At 45.5% G+C, this 18,108-nt stretch carries 14 protein-coding genes and 2 tRNA genes; 1 reads left to right on the top strand and 15 read right to left on the bottom strand.

Translation table 11 applies throughout. The annotated features are described in order from the left end of the window. The first annotated feature begins 830 nt into the window (after positions 1 to 830). The gene (locus tag Q3F21_RS26005; protein ID WP_340259339.1) at positions 831 to 1,496 is read left to right on the top strand and encodes an MBL fold metallo-hydrolase; all 666 of its coding nucleotides are present in this window, start codon (positions 831 to 833) and stop codon (positions 1,494 to 1,496) included. A gap of 490 nt (positions 1,497 to 1,986) precedes the next feature. Here the strand turns inward: Q3F21_RS26005 and sigJ are convergent, their stop codons facing one another. The 15 genes from sigJ to Q3F21_RS26085 all read right to left on the bottom strand — a co-directional run bounded on the left by sigJ (position 1,987) and on the right by Q3F21_RS26085 (position 17,971). Continuing rightward, on the bottom strand, positions 1,987 to 2,874 hold the full coding sequence (sigJ, locus tag Q3F21_RS26015) for an RNA polymerase sigma factor SigJ (RefSeq protein WP_340259341.1): 888 nt from the start codon (positions 2,872 to 2,874) through the stop codon (positions 1,987 to 1,989). Then, a complete protein-coding gene (locus tag Q3F21_RS26020) occupies positions 2,852 to 4,177 on the bottom strand; it encodes a phytoene desaturase family protein (protein ID WP_340259343.1) in 1,326 nt (441 codons plus the stop codon). Before Q3F21_RS26020 ends, sigJ begins: the two co-directional genes overlap by 23 nt. A 108-nt stretch (positions 4,178 to 4,285) precedes the next feature. Further along, positions 4,286 to 4,669, bottom strand: a complete 384-nt coding sequence (locus Q3F21_RS26025) for a hypothetical protein (RefSeq protein ID WP_340259346.1) — start codon at positions 4,667 to 4,669, stop codon at positions 4,286 to 4,288. 122 nt (positions 4,670 to 4,791) lie between these two features. Further along, complete coding sequence (locus Q3F21_RS26030; protein ID WP_340259349.1) at positions 4,792 to 5,472, bottom strand: DUF3995 domain-containing protein; 681 nt, start codon at positions 5,470 to 5,472, stop codon at positions 4,792 to 4,794. 123 nt (positions 5,473 to 5,595) lie between these two features. Beyond that, on the bottom strand, positions 5,596 to 5,955 hold the full coding sequence (locus Q3F21_RS26035) for a DUF6463 family protein (protein ID WP_340259352.1): 360 nt from the start codon (positions 5,953 to 5,955) through the stop codon (positions 5,596 to 5,598). 204 nt (positions 5,956 to 6,159) lie between these two features. Then, positions 6,160 to 7,353: an ArsA family ATPase gene (locus tag Q3F21_RS26040; RefSeq protein WP_340259354.1), complete on the bottom strand. Its 1,194-nt coding sequence runs from the start codon at positions 7,351 to 7,353 to the stop codon at positions 6,160 to 6,162. A gap of 64 nt (positions 7,354 to 7,417) precedes the next feature. Then, positions 7,418 to 7,894: a MarR family winged helix-turn-helix transcriptional regulator gene (locus Q3F21_RS26045; protein ID WP_340259357.1), complete on the bottom strand. Its 477-nt coding sequence runs from the start codon at positions 7,892 to 7,894 to the stop codon at positions 7,418 to 7,420. Between the two features lie 608 nt (positions 7,895 to 8,502). Then, complete coding sequence (locus tag Q3F21_RS26050) at positions 8,503 to 11,562, bottom strand: type III restriction-modification system endonuclease (RefSeq protein WP_340259359.1); 3,060 nt, start codon at positions 11,560 to 11,562, stop codon at positions 8,503 to 8,505. Between the two features lie 15 nt (positions 11,563 to 11,577). Then, positions 11,578 to 13,437 (bottom strand): site-specific DNA-methyltransferase, encoded by a 1,860-nt coding sequence (locus Q3F21_RS26055; protein WP_425341305.1) that lies wholly within the window; start codon positions 13,435 to 13,437, stop codon positions 11,578 to 11,580. 3 nt (positions 13,438 to 13,440) lie between these two features. Beyond that, a complete protein-coding gene (locus Q3F21_RS26060) occupies positions 13,441 to 13,584 on the bottom strand; it encodes a hypothetical protein (protein ID WP_340259363.1) in 144 nt (47 codons plus the stop codon). A 1,760-nt stretch (positions 13,585 to 15,344) separates the two neighbouring features. Next, complete coding sequence (locus tag Q3F21_RS26065; RefSeq protein ID WP_340259365.1) at positions 15,345 to 16,118, bottom strand: hypothetical protein; 774 nt, start codon at positions 16,116 to 16,118, stop codon at positions 15,345 to 15,347. A gap of 11 nt (positions 16,119 to 16,129) precedes the next feature. After that, positions 16,130 to 16,354, bottom strand: coding sequence for a phage tail tape measure protein (locus Q3F21_RS26070; protein WP_340259367.1), 225 nt, complete (start codon positions 16,352 to 16,354; stop codon positions 16,130 to 16,132). Positions 16,355 to 17,036: 682 nt separating this feature from the next. Next, positions 17,037 to 17,112 (bottom strand) — tRNA-Val (locus Q3F21_RS26075). A 34-nt stretch (positions 17,113 to 17,146) separates the two neighbouring features. Next, positions 17,147 to 17,223 (bottom strand) — tRNA-Ile (locus tag Q3F21_RS26080). A 178-nt stretch (positions 17,224 to 17,401) separates the two neighbouring features. After that, on the bottom strand, positions 17,402 to 17,971 hold the full coding sequence (locus tag Q3F21_RS26085) for a phosphatidylglycerophosphatase A family protein (protein WP_340259369.1): 570 nt from the start codon (positions 17,969 to 17,971) through the stop codon (positions 17,402 to 17,404). Positions 17,972 to 18,108 lie beyond the last annotated feature (137 nt).

Here is an 18,108-nt window from a genome sequence, read left to right on the forward strand (position 1 = left end):
TGTTAAAGCAGCCGAATCAATAAGCAGTACCGCGCTTTCTTCACTTTGAAATTCCTGGAGTAATCCTGGAATAGGGACTTCTTCGCCGTCTTCAGTTGCGGCTCGGCTGAAGGAAACATCGCGTAGTCCCGGTCGACTTCCCTGATCTCTTTGTGCAGTGTCCCGTCGTCATCAGCGACGTATTCCGGTATACTTCGCGATGGCTTCCTCCTGCGTTTCGGCTTTGAGCAGAGCATAATATGGAGAGTGAATTTCAAAGAATTCCATCGTTCCTTCCTCCTTTTTTATCCTTTCAAGCCTCGTTTTACGATCATCCGGGCATCATACTTAGCCCAATGAAACGGATTCCCGTTCTCGTCATACCACCGAACATATACTGACTTACCAGACAACGAATATCACCCACAACCCCGTCGTTCAAATGCTTCCATTGGCCATGATGGCACTTTGCGTGTTCTGAACCGCCTTTTTTCAAACCATTCAATGCTTCAGTCTTTCATGTCGCTCGTAATCCTCCGCCCAAGGGTATCGTATCAATCGTTCATAATCGACTTTCCTCCCTAACGATTACTGTAATGCTTGGATTCATTCTGTCTCTCAATTAATAGGCTACATGCTATACGCGTAAGATCATTAATACATGGTATTAGTTGAAGAAAGGTAAGTTATTCGACTAACGGGCAGTATAGTGCGGATCAATAGACATCAATTAAACGGCAGGGAACCGTTCTGTTATGTCGAGCGATCTATAGAGAAGATGTTGACAACAACTAAACCTACATAATAATATCACTTTGCGTAAAAATTCAATTTTACGGAGGCCCGATATTATGGAAATTTCAAAGGGAGTAGAAATGCTTCATCTAGATTTTCATGGGAATATTATTCACCCAATTCTTTTGTGGGATCGAGAAACGGCTGTTTTAATAGACACAGGATTCCCAGGGCAAATTGAAGATTTACGCGTGGCCATGGAAAAGGTAGAAGTAACGTTCGACAAACTAAAAGTTGTGATTTTGACGCATCAGGATGTGGATCATATAGGCAGTCTTCCTGAGATTTTGCAGGAGTGTGGCAATAATGTTAAAGTTTATGCACACGAACTGGATAAGCCGTATATTCAGGGGGAGATACCGCTTTTGAAAGACGGGCACCTTGAGAATCCCCCGAAAGGCAGAGTGGACGATACCTTGATTGACGGTCAGGAACTGCCGTTTTGCGGCGGGATTCGCGTCATCCATACTCCTGGGCATACTCCCGGGCATATCAGCCTTTATTTAAGGCAAAGCAAGACTCTCATTGCCGGGGATTCGATGTACAGTGTAAACGGGATTCTCGGGGGAATTCATGTCCCGACCACACCGGATATGAATGCAGCTCGTCTCTCTTTAAAAAAGTATGTAGACCTCGACATTGCATCCGTGGTTTGTTATCACGGGGGATTAAGTAATGTAAATGTTAAAGATCAGATATTAGGACTTAGCCAAGGATTATAAAGGTAAAGTTTCAGCAGATTATCTTTTGGTGAAACGATGTTGTTACGCTAACGGGTTCAATTGTTGAATAGTGATAGACACATCAACTTTCTTTTCAACGGACGCATGGTGCAGATACCCCTTTCGGCTAGGCATTTTGGAGGACGCAGCCCACACGGGAGGTGTCGAGTCGAGCATTTACAGACGAATTCAAGCAGCAAATGGTCCAACTTTATGAGAATGGCAAATCACGTGGAGATATTTTGAGGGAATATGACCTGAGTGCTTCTGCATTTGATCGATCAATATAGCCTTACGATGCCGCTAAAACAAGGAAAGATCGTCCCGCAGCATTGTGGGCGATCTTTTTCTTTTACATAGGCTTTGCTCGAATTAAACGTACGCAGAGATTTTTCCAACGAACACGAACGTAAGTTCTGTTTTGCTGTGTATATCTCTCGGTAATCTAATGATTGAAGCCCAGAGATAGATTTACTCATTTATCGGTGCTCTATATGGAATTGCTAACAAAACGCGTGAGACTTTTTAACTTTTCGGGATTCAAAACAGCATACATGTTCACGATCCGATCATTCTGAATATCGAAAGAAATCGTAGCAAAGAGCTGCTCGCCTGCAAAAAACACCAATCCGGGCTGGGCATTCATTTCGCGAAGCGTAAAAGAGAAATCAGGAGGGAACTCCGGGAGAATACCGATAAAGAAACGGGCGATTCGATCATGGCCAAACAGCGGACGCAAGGGGGCTTTCACTTTGCCTCCACCATCCATATAAAGGATCGTGTCCGAAGTTAGCGTTTCGAGCAGTATTTTCATATCCCCACTCAAAAGGGCTTGCGCGAACTGTTCAATCAAATGGGTGGTGTCCCGCTCTATGCCGACGTTCACTTGAGGAATTTCGCCCAAGCTCCTTTTGGCACGTCGGAAAATTTGCCTGCAGTTCGTACTGCTTTTGTCGACGATCTCCGCTATTTCCTCATATTCGTATTGAAGCACCTCTCGCAACAGAAATACAACCCGCTCGGTCCATGAAAGCTGATGAACCAAGAGCAAGTAAGCCATCGAAATGGTTTCTTTTCGTATATATCCTTCCAAAGGATCGATTTGTCCGTTCCCCCCGCTCATAATCGGTTCCGGAAGCCAAGGTCCTGCGTATGTTTCACGATGCTTGCTTTGCGCCCGCAACCGATCTATGCACCGGTTGCTCACACTCCTGAACAAATAAGCCTTCGCATTCCTAACCGTATCGGCGGGAACCTTTTCTATTGAAAGGAACGTTTCTTGAACGATATCTTCGGCATCCATCATACTGCCCATCATTCGATAAGCAAGAGAAATCAGCGAAGGCCTCAGACTTTTATACAGCTCTTCCACTTCCACCGTATGCACGCCCCTCCACATTGTTGTATTCTCGCAGGAGCTCCTCGGAAGCCCTCTTGGCACTGGCAAAAACCGCATCCACTAATACTTCACTTTGACCCGTCCAATCCCCGGCAACGTACAATCCACGCACTTCTGGGACAGATGGGCCATAGCTTTTGCCGATGCGATCGATGGAATCAAAATCATGGGCAACCGTCATTTTTGGCAAGAACTGCCTTGCAACAAGTTCTTTTTGCCATCCCGGTTGAATGAAGTCCAAAGCCCGCTCCAAATGACTTTCATCGTTTTTGGGATGATCAGAGCCAAAGCCGATATCCTTGCACACATGAATAATGGCGGAACCATCCTCACTTGCATCAGAAATGGCAGATGGGGTGCTGACAAAGATCGGTTGATCCAAGAAGAAGGTGAAATGGCGCTTTGGATCATCTGGGTAGGGCAGCTTGCGGAGCGCGACGTCTAGACATGCAGCATAGATTGGTTTCACCCGATCCCGCCACTCCTTGAGCGATGTGTGCTCGGCGTTTTTAACGAGCTTGCAGGTTTCGCCCGGTCCTGCCGTTACAACGACATATGGGATTTCCAATGTTTCGCCATCATGAAAACGGATTTGCCTTACCCTGCCGTCATGCTCAATCTCGGATACATTTTTACGGTACAGAACCGTAACACCTACGCGCATAGCCTCCTGCTGAAGGCTATCAACCAGCTGACCCCAACCTTTATCTACATATATGACTTGATTGCCTTTAAATACAAGCTGCAGTCTTTTGACTGCAGGAGCAGCCAAGAGGATTTCAGGATATGGTACAAAAGTATTGGTTCTACAGACGGCGTAAATGAGGTGTCGTATCATGGGATCGCTTATTTCCTTTTCCGCCCATTCCCGAAAACTAATCGGTGGTAAAGCCTTTGTATCGATTTTCGCTAGTCGTGTCACAAATTGGACGATTTCCAACTTAGCGGAAGCAGATAACAATTTGGATGTGAGGATCGCGAATGGATTTCCAGGTAGTTGGTAAAGCTTGTTATTCCACACCATGCCGCCTTTTGCGGGCACGATCCCCCCTTTGACCGGGATTCCCAGTTCGTTTAATACCTCCTCGGCGGCCCCCCCTTTATAGAGCGCATGAAGACCCAAATTCAGCATGGCACCATTCCTTTTTACCGTAACGGAACGACCGCCCAATTGTTTTGCTTTTTCCAACAGAACTACGGATAAACCTGCTTTTGCCAAATAAATCGAACTTGTTAATCCGGAAAGCCCTCCGCCGATTACCGCTGCATCATATTTTCTCATGCCCATTCTCCCTTCCATTCTTTTTACAAACAAGACGAATCGAAAGGATGGATTTGTGACAAATATTGCGTTGGTCGGGGACTCTTTCAGGATCTTGTCAAAGTCGGCTCAACCGCCCGATCCGTTGACGCCGAAGGCAATCAAGCCGAGCGCAACCGTGTAGAGCATCCAGGCCGGATGACGACCGCGCGTTGCCTTAAAGTTGATGAAAGCGCCATACAGGTAGGAGCTGCCAACGAGCAGGCCCGTCACGAGCCTTACGTCCTGCCCGAACCAGATGGAAGCAATTAAAGCGAGCCCGCCAAGAAACCAGTTGAACGTGCTGAACTGCAAGAGCCACGACACGATCCATCTGACTCCTGCCTCGGCAAATAAAGACTCCGCACTCGCCAACGGCCTGACCATGAGCCGCTGGGTCAGAATGCCGTGAACCAGCGCTACGCCGCTTCCTATAATTCCAGCCACTACCAAGGCTGCGTCATGCCAATTCATGTCCATACACCTCCATAGAACTTATGATAAAAGGACATAAAAACATTTGTGTTCCCGATCAGCTTAGATGTCACCGTCTGAACAAGCAAAGACTATTACGTAACACCTTGGGAAGGAACGCCTTAAAAAAAGCTTAATTTATCGACAAAGTCAAACACGATGGCTGCTACAAAAATCGCAGTAACGAGAATTGTTAAAAACAAGAAAATCAGTGTGCCGCGTTTCAAAGCAGAAAGCGAAACGTCTCTCGCTTGTGCATAATGCGCTGCCGACAAGCCAGACAATACTCCCATGATGAAAAACCATGGTTGGTAAACGAACAAGTCCCATAATGCATCGATACGCATATCCACTTCACCGCTAAAAGTCGGCATTTTCAAGTTTATGAAGCCAGCCAAAAAGAGGACTCTTGTAATGATTCCGGCTGCTCCATGAGCGATTAAAAAGACAGAGCAGAGAAGGGTCGGGAATAACAGAAATCCTCGGTAGACATTGACTCCGCCGATCCATGGAAGCCATAAAGGGACAACCTTCCCCCAAGGTTTAACGAGTGTTAACAAGACAAATCCACACAACATGATAATTACACCCACGACATAGCTTGCTTTGTAGATGCCGCCAGTGGGATCAACAATCGGAGCCGAAAGACCGATAGTTCCTCCCGCAGCCTGATAGAATCGGACAAAGACCGCATACAGGAGGGCCCAGACGCAACCCGCATAAGCCGCCCATCCTGACGTCTTTGTAAAGTGGGCGTAGGCTTTCCAACCATTAGGTAACGACGAATCAAGATTGTGTTCCACCACATAGCACCCTCTAATTTGATTTGGCGACCGACGAATAGTAAGAAGCGAAGAAGATAGGGTCTGCAGATAGACATTACATTCGTTTTCTTGCGTTACTGGATGAAAACTTGACTGTCCCTTTCACTTTCGTATTAAGAGCCACGCCTGAGGCAAGCCAAGCCAAAAACCCGAAGACGGCATCACGATAACCCCAATCAAGCAGATGGTAAATAGCATCCATCCGAGAGAAACAGGTGGGGCAATCCCTTTCTTTTTCATTAGCCAATCCACCGTATAGCCGAGAACAATCAGCATGAAGCCGAATATCAAGAACCAGAAAGCGGTTGCGCGATCCCATTGCCCATCCGCCACCGTATTCCATAGACCTTCAGCAACGATCGGCTGCAGCTGTTTCATGTATGCAATCAGTCCGTAGACCGTATGAAGCAGTCCGGTCAGCATAAGCATCAGCCCGACATGACGTTTGACCCCACTCACCATCTATTCCTCATCCTCTCCCGATTTATGAAATATCAATTTTGCGTGCGGATGGAGTGCTGCTTGGTTCCTCTAACAAGTCAATGAGGCTGTCGATGACCGCACGGGAAGCCAGCAACCCTTCCTTAACGGCGTTTCTTGCATGCTTCCCAGCCTGGTGTCGCTCCAAATGTTCCAACAGCCGTTCCATTCGAAGCTCGTCGCTTCTCATTGCTCTTCATTCCCTTCTGCCATATTTCGTTCACCAAAACGGATGAGAAGCCGGCCCTCTGAAAACTTCGCACCTGTAACCTGCCGGCCAATGAGCGGTCTTGGCAAGATCACCTTCCGCTTGAAGGCACCTGCATTTACCGTCAGTTCGTCGCCAGTCTGCGATAAATCCAAATCCGACTTCTCCACAAAGGGAATCGACAGTTCCAGAACCATTCCTCTATCCTCTTCTCGGATCTTTTCTGTTCTGCCTCGGTAAAGAATAGTGGAAGGATTCTGATCTTTAAAAACGATATCCGCCAATTCTTGGAGAACAGGCAATCCGATGACTTCCTTTGGCATCATGGGTGCTTTGAGAATCGGCAGCGGCTGGAAGTTCATAACGATTTCTTCTTCATATTTCTTTTGAAGGTCCCGCCAGTATGCGAAGAATCCTTCTCCTGCCTCATTCGGCAGCACCCGATTCACGATGACCGCGTCCGTATTGAACCCGAATAAATTCAGATACGTGAAGGATCGTTTCGCTTCGGCAAGCACCATCTTCTCGGGGTTCAGCACCATTCTGACCGATGTCATCTCCGGGTCCAAAACAATCCGTTGCAGCTCCTCCAAGCTCCGTGCCAATTGCTCAACGCTGTCAAGCACATCATCCGAGGGAAGTTCTACGTTGTTGATGAACTTGGCGACCGGCCGAACGAGCTTGATCAGCCTGCGTTCGTTCGGAAACATTTTTTCGAGCCACCAATTCAAAACATTTGGATAGCTGAGCAGCCGCAGCGTCTCTCCGGTCGGCGCGCAATCAACGACGACCACATCATATTTTCCGCTTTGCGTGTGTTCCTTGATTTGCAATAAACTGAACAGCTCTTCCATGCCAGGAAACACGAGCATTTCCTCCGTAGCAATATCGGTAAGCTGTGCTTTGTCGAGCAGTGCGGTTAGCCAACCTTGGACAATTCCCCAATTTTTCTCCGTCTCCCGCAGGCTGTTCACTTCCTGCCCCCATAAGTTTTCGCAGATTGGGACTGGCTCCGGCCCGATCCGCATGGCCAGTGAATCCGCTAAACTATGTGCTGCGTCAGTGCTAAGAATGAGCGTCCGTTTCCCCTGCTTTGCCATTTTCACCGCTGTCGCGGCGGCTATACTCGTCTTGCCCACGCCACCCTTGCCCGTGTAGATGATGATTCTCATATCCATTGCTCCTTTTAGTACGATTTCGTAGTAATTGTGAAATAGAAGAGTCCGGTTGAATCGGTCACTCATCGATCTTGATCTTTACCGGACGGTTCTTTGTTTCCTCAAGCTTTACAGGTTCCTCGTCTTGGAAGACTTTGATGGCCTTAAATGAAAGTAACGTAAATTGCTCCAGTTCTTCCGGCGTAAACGCCGCTTCCAACTTGCCCAGCATCCCCAGCATGATGCGCTCCCACTCTTTCGCAAGTCGAATCCCCTCTTGTGTTAGCATGACAAGCTTGACCCGTTGGTCTTTTGGAGATGTCGCTCGGGCGATATAGCCTTTTCGCTCAAGCCGCTTGGCAATACTTGTCATCGAACTCAGCGGCGCTCCCATCTCGGCCGCCAATTCCGTCATCGTCAGGTCCCCCCGGAAGAGCAGAATAAGCAGCGTCGCCAGATCCGAACGAGTCACTTTCTGTTCAAGCTGCAGCATGTCGGCCATGAATGCGAAAGGGCGCAAACCGGTCTTGAGAAAAAGATCATATAGCTTATGCATACCGGGAGCTCCTTTTTAGTACGATTTCGTAGTACGTGTTTGAATCCAATTTAATATGTTTTCGTAGTAATGTCAACTCGTTTATGCTGAGGGGCTTTGTTTTTTTACAAAGACCAAATCATTCGGTTTACAGGAATTCTAACGGGTAGGATAGGCCTTACTAGACCCATTCGTTGCATCATACCAGCAGCGTATTGACGAAAAACAAGGATGAGACGTTTTATACACTCACCCCAATCCGCCCCCAACGAGAAAAAACTATTGCTTATTCAGCAGTTGCGAAAAACACCAAAAAAAGAAAAACCTTTGATTCCTCAAGGGTTTCGGCTTGTTATGTATGGTGATCCGGACTGGGTTCGAACCAGCGACCCCCACCCTATCAAGATCAAATGGGGAGTTTCCCTCAATTTCCTTGAATAGCCGAAAACCCACTCGTATCAAGGGTTTTCGGCTATCTCCTCTTTGCTTTGTGACCCGAAATTTCCGGGTATTATTTTCGGTTCTTGACCAAATTATTGACCAGCCTAATAGTATCACAACATAATGATTTTCCTTACTCATGGATATTTGCACAATCGAGCAATTCCACTTTTCATTGGATTTATAAACTATCCTTTTACGATCTCCAGCAACTTCTCATAGTTGTTAACAACATCATACTTCAATTGATCCGAGTTAAGCTTGGCAAAATGCCTCCGTGCACATTCAATCTTTGCCTTCTCGACTTCACGAAGCTCCATCGAGTCCATTGAGCCCTTCGTTTCGGCAATGAAGTAGATATACTTTATATCCCCTTCCTTAAATACGATAGCCCAATCCGGATTGTAGTCGCCTACAGGAGTAGGGATGTAGAATCCGCGAGGCAGCTTGGCATAAATCTTCACTTCCTGACTCGTATCCAGCTCTTTTGCGAATTCCCTCTCAATCTTGGAGTCCGTCACAACATAATCGAAAATATGCTTTTCAACGGAAATGGCATTTTGTCCGAGCTTTCCCTTAAGTGTGTTCTTTGTAAACACATCCGTATGGAACGTATCACTGATAACGTCGTAAGTAATGGATTCAATGATGGTCGTAGCCTTCTGCTCGTTAATCAGCTTAGATGCCCGGATAACAAATTCCTCGGGATTCTTCCGGAATAACAGAAAGGTAGACGGTTTAATGCCTTTCAAGATGGCGACAATCGTCTTCCGAGTGAGCCGCGTTTCATCCATTATCTTGCCGATCAAGTCGTACTTGATCTTAGATGTAGCAAGTCCCTGTACATACTCTGTTTGCGTTTCTCGCGTTACAAAAGCCTCGCCTTGCTTGAGTTGCTCACGGGACTCAATTTCCTTCATTTCCCCGTGTTTAATTGCGTAGCGGATGTCAGGAACCTGTAAGTTGGTGTCTAACGCCAAAACACACTTCCGAACCAATTCTTGCGAGTCAAATTGAACCGTGTAAACAGATTTTTTGTTGATTCGGTTCCACAACTCCTTGAACTCTTGCTTATAAAAGTTGTTGTTAACCTTAACCGATACGATATTGCGATTCCGGTCATTATCCGTCATATCTGCCTTGCCTTCGACGTAAATGGATTTTACAAGTTCAATGAGCTGTTCTTGATGACCACGCAGTTCATCTGGCAGTTTGACAGTTTGCCCGTCTACAGCGGCGAAATAGTCATCCGTCAAATGGAATTCATCATCAACATAGCCGTTCTTGATAAAGGCAAATTGAAGTTTATTTGCGAGCTTCTCATCGATTTTCAATTGTTCGCCGCGGGCATTGGTGAGCACTTTATCTCGGAAGAAGTCCACATTAACCCTGCGTGGCCGATCCGACAATGTTGCGGCAATTTCACTTTGAAGCTGCTTAGCAAATTGCTCATAGGATTCGCTGGCAACAACAGTTAGAGAATTGATCTCGTGAACATCAATACCTGGCATGCTAGAGTCGATCCGTTCACCGTACATATTTACGCACAATCGCAGTCCACGTCCAACTTCCTGTCGTTTCTTGATGGTGGAGTCGCTATGTTTGAGCATACATATCTGAAACACGTTCGGGTTGTCCCAGCCTTCTTTCAATGCCGAGTGGGAGAAAATAAACCGTGTCGGCTCCTCAAAGCTGAGGAGTCGTTCCTTGTCCCGCATGATCAAGTCGTAAGCATCTACATCATCGGAATCCGTCTCTCTTACAGACACCTTAGAATCTATAAATCTCCTACTTTTCTTGTCGATGGAGAAGTATCCTTTGTGCGTGCTTTGTACCCGAATCGAATTCAAATATTGAACATATGGGTCATCTGTAAACAAGGATAGCTGTTCGTTTATAAGCTCATTATATTCTTCCTCAAAAATATTAGCGTACTCGCCGTTCTTCTCGTTGCCGTCCTTATCATATTGCCGGTACTTAGCGACTTCATCGATAAAGAAGAGTGAGAGCACTTTGATTCCTTTATGGAACAGCACCCGCTCCTTTTCAAAGTGAGATTTCAGCGTCTCTCGAATCTGGATTCGACGGAAGTGAAGCTCGCTAACATCGCCCTGTATATCACCAGCGTACAGAGTAACACCGTTTATGAAGCTGATGCTGTTATTCTGTCCGTTAATTTCCGATACTTTGTAGCCTTTATATTGCTCCAGATGATCGGACAACTGATAGAGATCATCGCCCGTCACGATTTTCTTGGAAACTTTGGTTAAACCGGTCTTCGTCCGTTTTTCATACTCAAGACGGGCAACAGGAGCGTGCTTGTCACTGACATCGATACCTTCCAGATACACATAGCTATTGGTTCCGCTGGTTCCTTTCACCGAGATGCCTTTGACGCTGATCTTCTTAACGAGCTTCATATTATACGCATCCAGAGCATCGAGACGATATACTTTGTTATAGTTCTCCCGGTGTGTTGCCGAATATCGTAATGTAAACAGCGGATTAAACTGCTTTAAACCTTCCCTTGTCGCCTTCCCTTTAGCACCTTCCACGGATTGCGGTTCGTCAATAATGAGAATAGGGTTCGTACTGGCAATCACATCAATCGGACGTCTGGAATTGAAATCATCCAGCTCCATATAGATTCTTCTTGCATCCTGCCCTCTTGCGGCGAACGCCTGAGAATTAATAATCATAACATTGATTCCGGCATCAGTGGCGAATTTCTCGATGTGATGCAATTGTTTCGAGTTATAAACGAAGTAACGAGCCTTTGACCCAAACTCAGACATAAAATGGTCTTCGGTGATTTGGAACGTCTTGAGGACACTCTCCCGAATGGCGATAGAAGGAACAACAACGATAAATTTGCTCCAACCGTATTTTTTATACAACTCGAACATCGTCCGAATATAGGTGTATGTTTTCCCTGTACCGGTTTCCATCTCAACTGTAAGGTTGTATTTGCCTTTAAGTCGTTCCGATAATTTCAAGCCATTTTGACGTTGTATTGCTTGAATATTATTCAACACTTCATTATCAATAAGCTTTATGGGATTATTCTTGAACCCATAATCTGGCTCACTGATTGTAGCTTGGAAAAAATCTCCTATTTCCACGCTTTTCTGACGCCGACCTTTGTCAAGTGTGAAACGAGAGGACACATTAGGTTGTCCTTGAAAAATGTCAACAATACTATTGACTGCATCTAATTGGAATTGTTGATGTTTGAATTTGATTTTCATCGCGACTCACCACCCTTACAGAACTTGGACTTCGGTACTTGGAGAGAGCAGCTTGAACAGTTCTTCCACATTGATGCGGGCAGAGTCATCCGGGAAGGAGCTATCGCGGAAAACAACTCGACGCGGTTGATCTGCTGCGATTTTCTTGATAATCGATTCAGACACTTCTTCATTAAAGCACGCAATCAAGGAATTTTTAGCAACATAGTGGACGGTCTTGCCCTCAATCTCTCTTGATTCAATAGGTAATGAAAGTTCTAGTCCGCATTCCAGCATCACTTGGATGAGTAAATCCTCACCGGTGCGATCTTCCTTGATGTTTGATGCAAATTCATCCAGATTCATCTGACCCAGTTTGTCCGGGGTGTAGTACACATCTTTCATGTTACTAGAGTCCACTCGGAACACTCGGAAACCGTAATCTATGTCTGCCCCTGTTTCTTCTTTGATTTTCTTGGCCGCACGTCGGATACGTTCTTTGCCGATCTCGCAGATATTTTTGAAACCAGCCTTGAAGGCTTCTGATTTTTCTTCCGTCGGTTCAGGAAGTTGTATCATGATATATCTACGCTTTCCGCCGTCTTCAGCGTTTTGTTGCATTACAGCATGTGCCGTTGATGATGATCCGGAAAAGAAATCCAAAATAATACCTTGAGTATCAATTGCACCGATTTTTAATAGATACTGCAGTAATTGCTTTGGTTTTGGATATGAAAAATATAATCCTATATCTTCAAGTTCACTTCTCATTTGTTCAGTCGTTCCTAAATTCCTCAATACAGACAATATGTTCCTTGCCTTGTCCCTCTTTTTGAAATAATAAATAACACCCTTTTCTGATAGATAAAAACTAATTTCACTACCATCACTTTCGATTAATGGCTTGCATTTATTTTGAATAAAAGCTCTAAGTTTATTTACGTTCGCCCATCCGCTGAATACCTTAACTTCCTGGGCAAGAGCAAAATTATCAATAACCATTTCATTAAACCTAATTGGATAAGACACATTGTATTTTTCAGTTATAGTTCTGCTAATGTACCCCTGATTACTAACATCATTAAAAAAACCTATGTCTGGTATATTAGCTTCTATTATTCCCCGCTCGATCTTACAAGGAAATCCAACTGGTAACGTTACTTCACTAGGGGGATTCACAGGGCCATTCTTTGTTATTGAATTTTCTGCGAATCCCTTCCAGAGATTGCTTTCTGCTCTTGTATTTGGATCAATTACATAACCTAACTCAGAGAAACTGTTGTTCTTACTGTACAAATAAACATATTCGTGATTTACCTTCACATCATATTGATTATCCGTATGTCCTTCAGTATTCCAAACAAATGTTGCAATGAAATTATGCTCACCAAAAATCTCATTACAAATCTTCTTAAGATTTTCAGCTTCATTATCATCAATACTAAGAAAAAAAACGCCATTTTCGCTCAGCAAATTTCTTGCTACCTTGATCCTAGAATACATCATTGTCAACCAATCACTATGAAACCGGCCATTTGATTCAGGATTTAGTACCAACTGATGGCCTTCTTCATCAATTTGTCCAGATCCCTCATAATATTCATCTACTGGTATCCTAAAGTTGTCTTTATATATAAAGTCTTTACCTGTATTGTACGGAGGATCAATATAAATACATTGTATTTTATTCAGATACGATTCTTGCAACAGCTTTAGCACTTCGAGGTTGTCGCCTTCAATGTAAAGATTTTGTGTATTTTCCCATTCGACGCTATCTTCTTTGATTGGTCTTAAAGTTTTATCAATTGAAGTATTCGCATTGAGAATGGCCTCTTTCTTCCCCGGCCACGTCAATTGATACCGTTCTTTGTCACCTTCTACTAGAAAGTCGGACAATTCCTATTTTAGCAAATCGAAATCAACCGCTCGTTTGATTTTGCCATATTCATCTCTTACTTCAGTAACCACGTTTGGAAATAGTTCGGCAATCTTGCCAACATTGACTTGAATCAAATCGACCGATTTCATTGTTAGTTGCTTCATAATTTTGCCTCCAGCTACTTAATCAAGAAGTTGATTCAATACTTTTCTCTTACGTTGTAACTCAATATTTAATTCTACTTTACGATTGAATTGCTTTTCTACCTGTAACTTGGACGCTAGCCGCTGACATTCTGTGTCAACTTCTCAAAACAGCTGAAAGCTCGATTTTCCGGCTTCGAATTAATTGGGCAGTAGATGACGGATAATGTTCTCATATGAAGGAATGGCCAGTTTGATCCTCTCTACTGGTTGCGATTCCGATTCGTGATAGGAACGAACGATAGACGGATTGTCGGCCGTTTGATTTCGCTCTTTGTAGGCAATGGCGAGCTTAAGCTTAGCCTGACCTTCATACATCAGAAGGTGTAAAATGGTATTAGGGATCGCCTTGTCTATACCTCGCAGCTAGTCAAGGGAGTAGGTCTGCCCCTTCAAATGTATATCGAACACCTGAATTTCCTCAATGTCGTCTTTTGGTTCAAGTCGAATCTCTCCCCGCATTACTTGACACATACAGCCATCTGCTCCCTAGTATTCAGAAGGAAATGGCAAAGCAATTTAGTAGGATGCTCTTCGGCAGCACAGACAGTAACAACAACGAAAATGCAAAATTGGCCGTATCTTCACCCAAAGAAGAATGGTCTATTTCTATACTTAAAAACAACTTCAGTTACACTGATTAATAAACATTTCTTTCTCGATCAATTTTTGACTAGAAAGGGTACTTTGCTGGATTACACAATTCAAACCGTCACTGCGAAAATACAAAAACCCTTGCTACGCAAGGGTTCCAACATCCTATTTATGGTGATCTGGACTGGGTTCGAACCAGCGACCCCCACCCTGTCAATTGACCGGTTGGATTCCGTAGCCTTACGGACAGTTATCCGGTCGTCCATTACGGCAGTCCATGCGCTATGTATCAACGTTTGTGCGTGGCGTTCTTCCATACGCTCTACTCCGTTCATCTGTTATTATATCCTACAGGAGCGCTACCACGCAATCACATGACCTACATACTTTTTACATTTGCGAAAGACCTCTACCTCTACTAAGCCCTCCAGGAAAGATAATAAAACACACAATAACCATTACATTTTATGACAGCATAAATTGTATGTCGAAATTTTTACACACCCACATATAGAAAATACTATTTAATTAAGTGATTCCAATATATATACTAGAAATAACAGTTGGGACAGGGAGTCTCGCGGTGTAGCCTCCGTACGAAGGAGGTGATGCCGGATGCTTACATTTTTTTGGCTGATCTTGAAGCTTATCACCTTGCCGAGCGCATTTTTAGCATCCCGTAAGTTGTACCGATGGCTCCGACGGAGATATAGAAGAATGCAAAAATCCACCCAGTAGCTTGCAGGCATGGGGTGGATTTCAGAAGATAGCGCGCCGTGAGTATTTTCACAGTCGCAACTGTTATAAAAACCCGTAGATGTTGGCGCATCTGCGGATTTTTTTGTAAAGAAAGTCACAAGAACGGGAGTAATACCTCATTAGTTTGCAGTTTGTTAACCTTGACCCCATTATAGTATCAGCGCGACACTTTTTACAACATGATTTTGGTTACTTAAATCAAAAGTTACTTAAACTCCTCATATACACCTCCAGTGTTACCAATACTACCTGCATTGATACCACCGAAACAAGTAGCCTAACTGACACTCGGGTAGTCCTAAAACTACCCGTTTTTGCACAAAAAAAGACCCCGCCAGCGCTCGGAAAAACGCCGGTGGGGTTCGTTGTTATCGGACTTCGTTAATGGCTCTCGCCAGTTGGTACGCAATCCTCTCTATGTCAGCCTCTTCGCGAACGGACATATTCGCAATATTTATGACGAACGGCTTACCGCCTGACTTTCCGCCACCGCCCGAGTATTCCCGGTTCTCCTGCGCGGTGAGTACCCTTTCTCCTCTATGAAGTTTGGTACGGTATCCGTCACGAGGGACGTACTCGATTCCATGGTAGTTCGAGTCTTCTGGACCAAACGTCTTGCCCAGCCACTCATACCCGGCTCCTACGTAATCCTTTGTTTCGGCCACCACGTTCAGACTCGGCATTCCGTGGAGGATTACCTGTCCGACCGGGCTTTTCTTCATCCCATCGAGGAACCCGTCCGTCATCGAAACGACGATTTTCGTTCCAATCGTGAAGGCAGCCTGTGTCATCGGCCACGCGTTTTCCTCCAATGACTTGGCGACACTTTCTGTCATCCTCGTAACCATGTCGGAAATCTTCTGTTTGCCGCCGTTGTTGTACCAGTTGTTGAAATTACCGACGATCTGATCTAGGATCGGTTTCGGACCGTTCGGCCGGTCGAGCATCTCCATCTGCTTGAACTTGAGCTCGGCCTGCCCCTGCACCTTCCACGTTTTCGGATCGTTCAAATACGGGTCCAAGAACTCGTTCAGGCTCCGCCCAATCCCCTCGAACGTCTCCGCAATCTGCGGTCCGTACTGTTCCGCCATATCCGCGAGAAGCAACGTTATCTTTTGGAACGTCGGCAGCAACGGCCCCACCGCGTTAATCTTCAACGATTCGAGCGGGAATCCAGCAACTTGACGCTCCCGTTAAAGTTATCGAGCTGGCGCGCGGCAATCGTTTTGGCCGCTCCGTTACTGTTTTGCAACTCGCGGGTAAACGACCGCAGTTTCTCCGGCCCCGCGTCAATCAGCGTCAAGAACGAACTTACCGCCTCGACCCCTACGATATCGGCCGCAAAAGATACGCGGTCGGCTTCGGACAACTTCGACATGCCCTTCTTAACCGTCTTTGATTTGGAACCGCTAACAACCTCTTTAACTGATCGACCGACATAATTTTTATCTCTTCTGTGTTTTCTTCAAGTTTCTTAATAGATTTGAAAGGATCCGACTCGATAACTCCTTCCCCTTTTAAGTAGGTAAAGAAGGTTCTAAGAGTTTTTAACCGGGTATTTATTGAGGAAGGCGTAAGTCCGACTGTTTGTTCACGCTCTGATTTATACTTATGACCCTTGAAACGAACTTTTCATAAAGCATCCACGCAATATAGTCGCGTAGTAGTTCAACTGTAATATTTCTAACATCTCTGCCTATACCGCGCACGTCTAAATATTGAAGTAAAAACCCGAAATTTTCATTGTAACTCTCTAGGGTACGTGCCTTCCTTCCCTCCGAAACCTTGACGCGGTAAAACCTCTCAAACAACAATTCAATGGAGTAATCGTTGCTTACAGCGAACCTCTCATTTAATTGTCTTTTCCCCTTACGCTTGTCCAAAGCGCCCATAAATCAAAAACGCCCCTTTCCGTTTGTTACGGAATAGGAGCGTATGGGTTCACGGCCAGTCACCGTTTAACCTTACGTGACCACCGACACCTTGCGTTACAGTTTCCGGTACGTCCTTCGGTCAGTCAATCGGGTCAAAACGTTGATATAGCGCGGTTTTTTACGATATGGTGATCCGGACTGGGTTCGAACCAGCGACCCCCACCCTGTCAAGATGGTGCTCTCCCAACTGAGCTACCGGATCATGGGATATTGTGATTTCACCACAGACGGTTCAATGGTGGGCCCTGTAGGACTCGAACCTACGACCAATCGGTTATGAGCCGACCGCTCTGACCAACTGAGCTAAGGGCCCGAATCGTACCGGACGTCGATCACATGTTTTAATATACAGGATTTCATTTCCGATTTCAAGAGGAAAAACAAAATTTCTAGTAAAAATTTTTACCACCATCAAAAACCCTTAAAAATCAAAGGAGCATCCCGAAAGGGATGCCCCTCCACCCTACCCATTAAACAGACTCAACTAAAGCTCACCCAGCCTCATCCACAGCCTTGCCTTCCACCCGAATCTGCCCTGCAGCCAATACCTCCGCCTGCTCCTGCTCGTCTCTCAACCGATGAGCCATCCGGCTTGAGGCGTTCGCCGCCACGCTTGCAACTAAATCATCCAGGAACGTATGCACCCGTCCCCCGGACGTCTTCGTATCCAGCCGCTTGATCACGCCAATCTTATGCTTATCCAAATGCCCAAACGTCGTTACCGCAATGCTCCCGTACCCGAACACCGAACCGAGCGCCAAGGTTTCGTCGCAGCCAAACAAGCCTTCATCGGAGGCGATAATAGACTGCAGCGGCTCGGAAAGCAAGCCCTTTTCCGCCAATGTATCCAGCTCAATGCCCACGAGGATGGCATGCTGCATTTCCCTTTTCTCCAAAACAGCCTTTACGCTCTCGATGCACGGTTCCATGGTCAGGTCAGGATGATAGGGCGATTGCATCAAATATACGATCTCCGCAATATCCTCTACGCGCACACCGCGTTCTGCCAATCGATCCAATGCGGCTTTTCTGACTTCGCTGCTGTGTACCTGCTTCTTCATGTAAGACAACCCCTTCCACCATTAAGTGAAGTCACCTATGTTACATAGTATCACAAGGTGACAAAATTGCGACAATCTTCGCCCGCAAAGTCGAAAGCCACCCCAAACCACCCTCCATCTAAACCCAGGAGCCGATG

This window comes from Brevibacillus borstelensis (genome assembly GCF_037834415.1).
GTDB lineage: Bacteria > Bacillota > Bacilli > Brevibacillales > Brevibacillaceae > Brevibacillus > Brevibacillus borstelensis_A.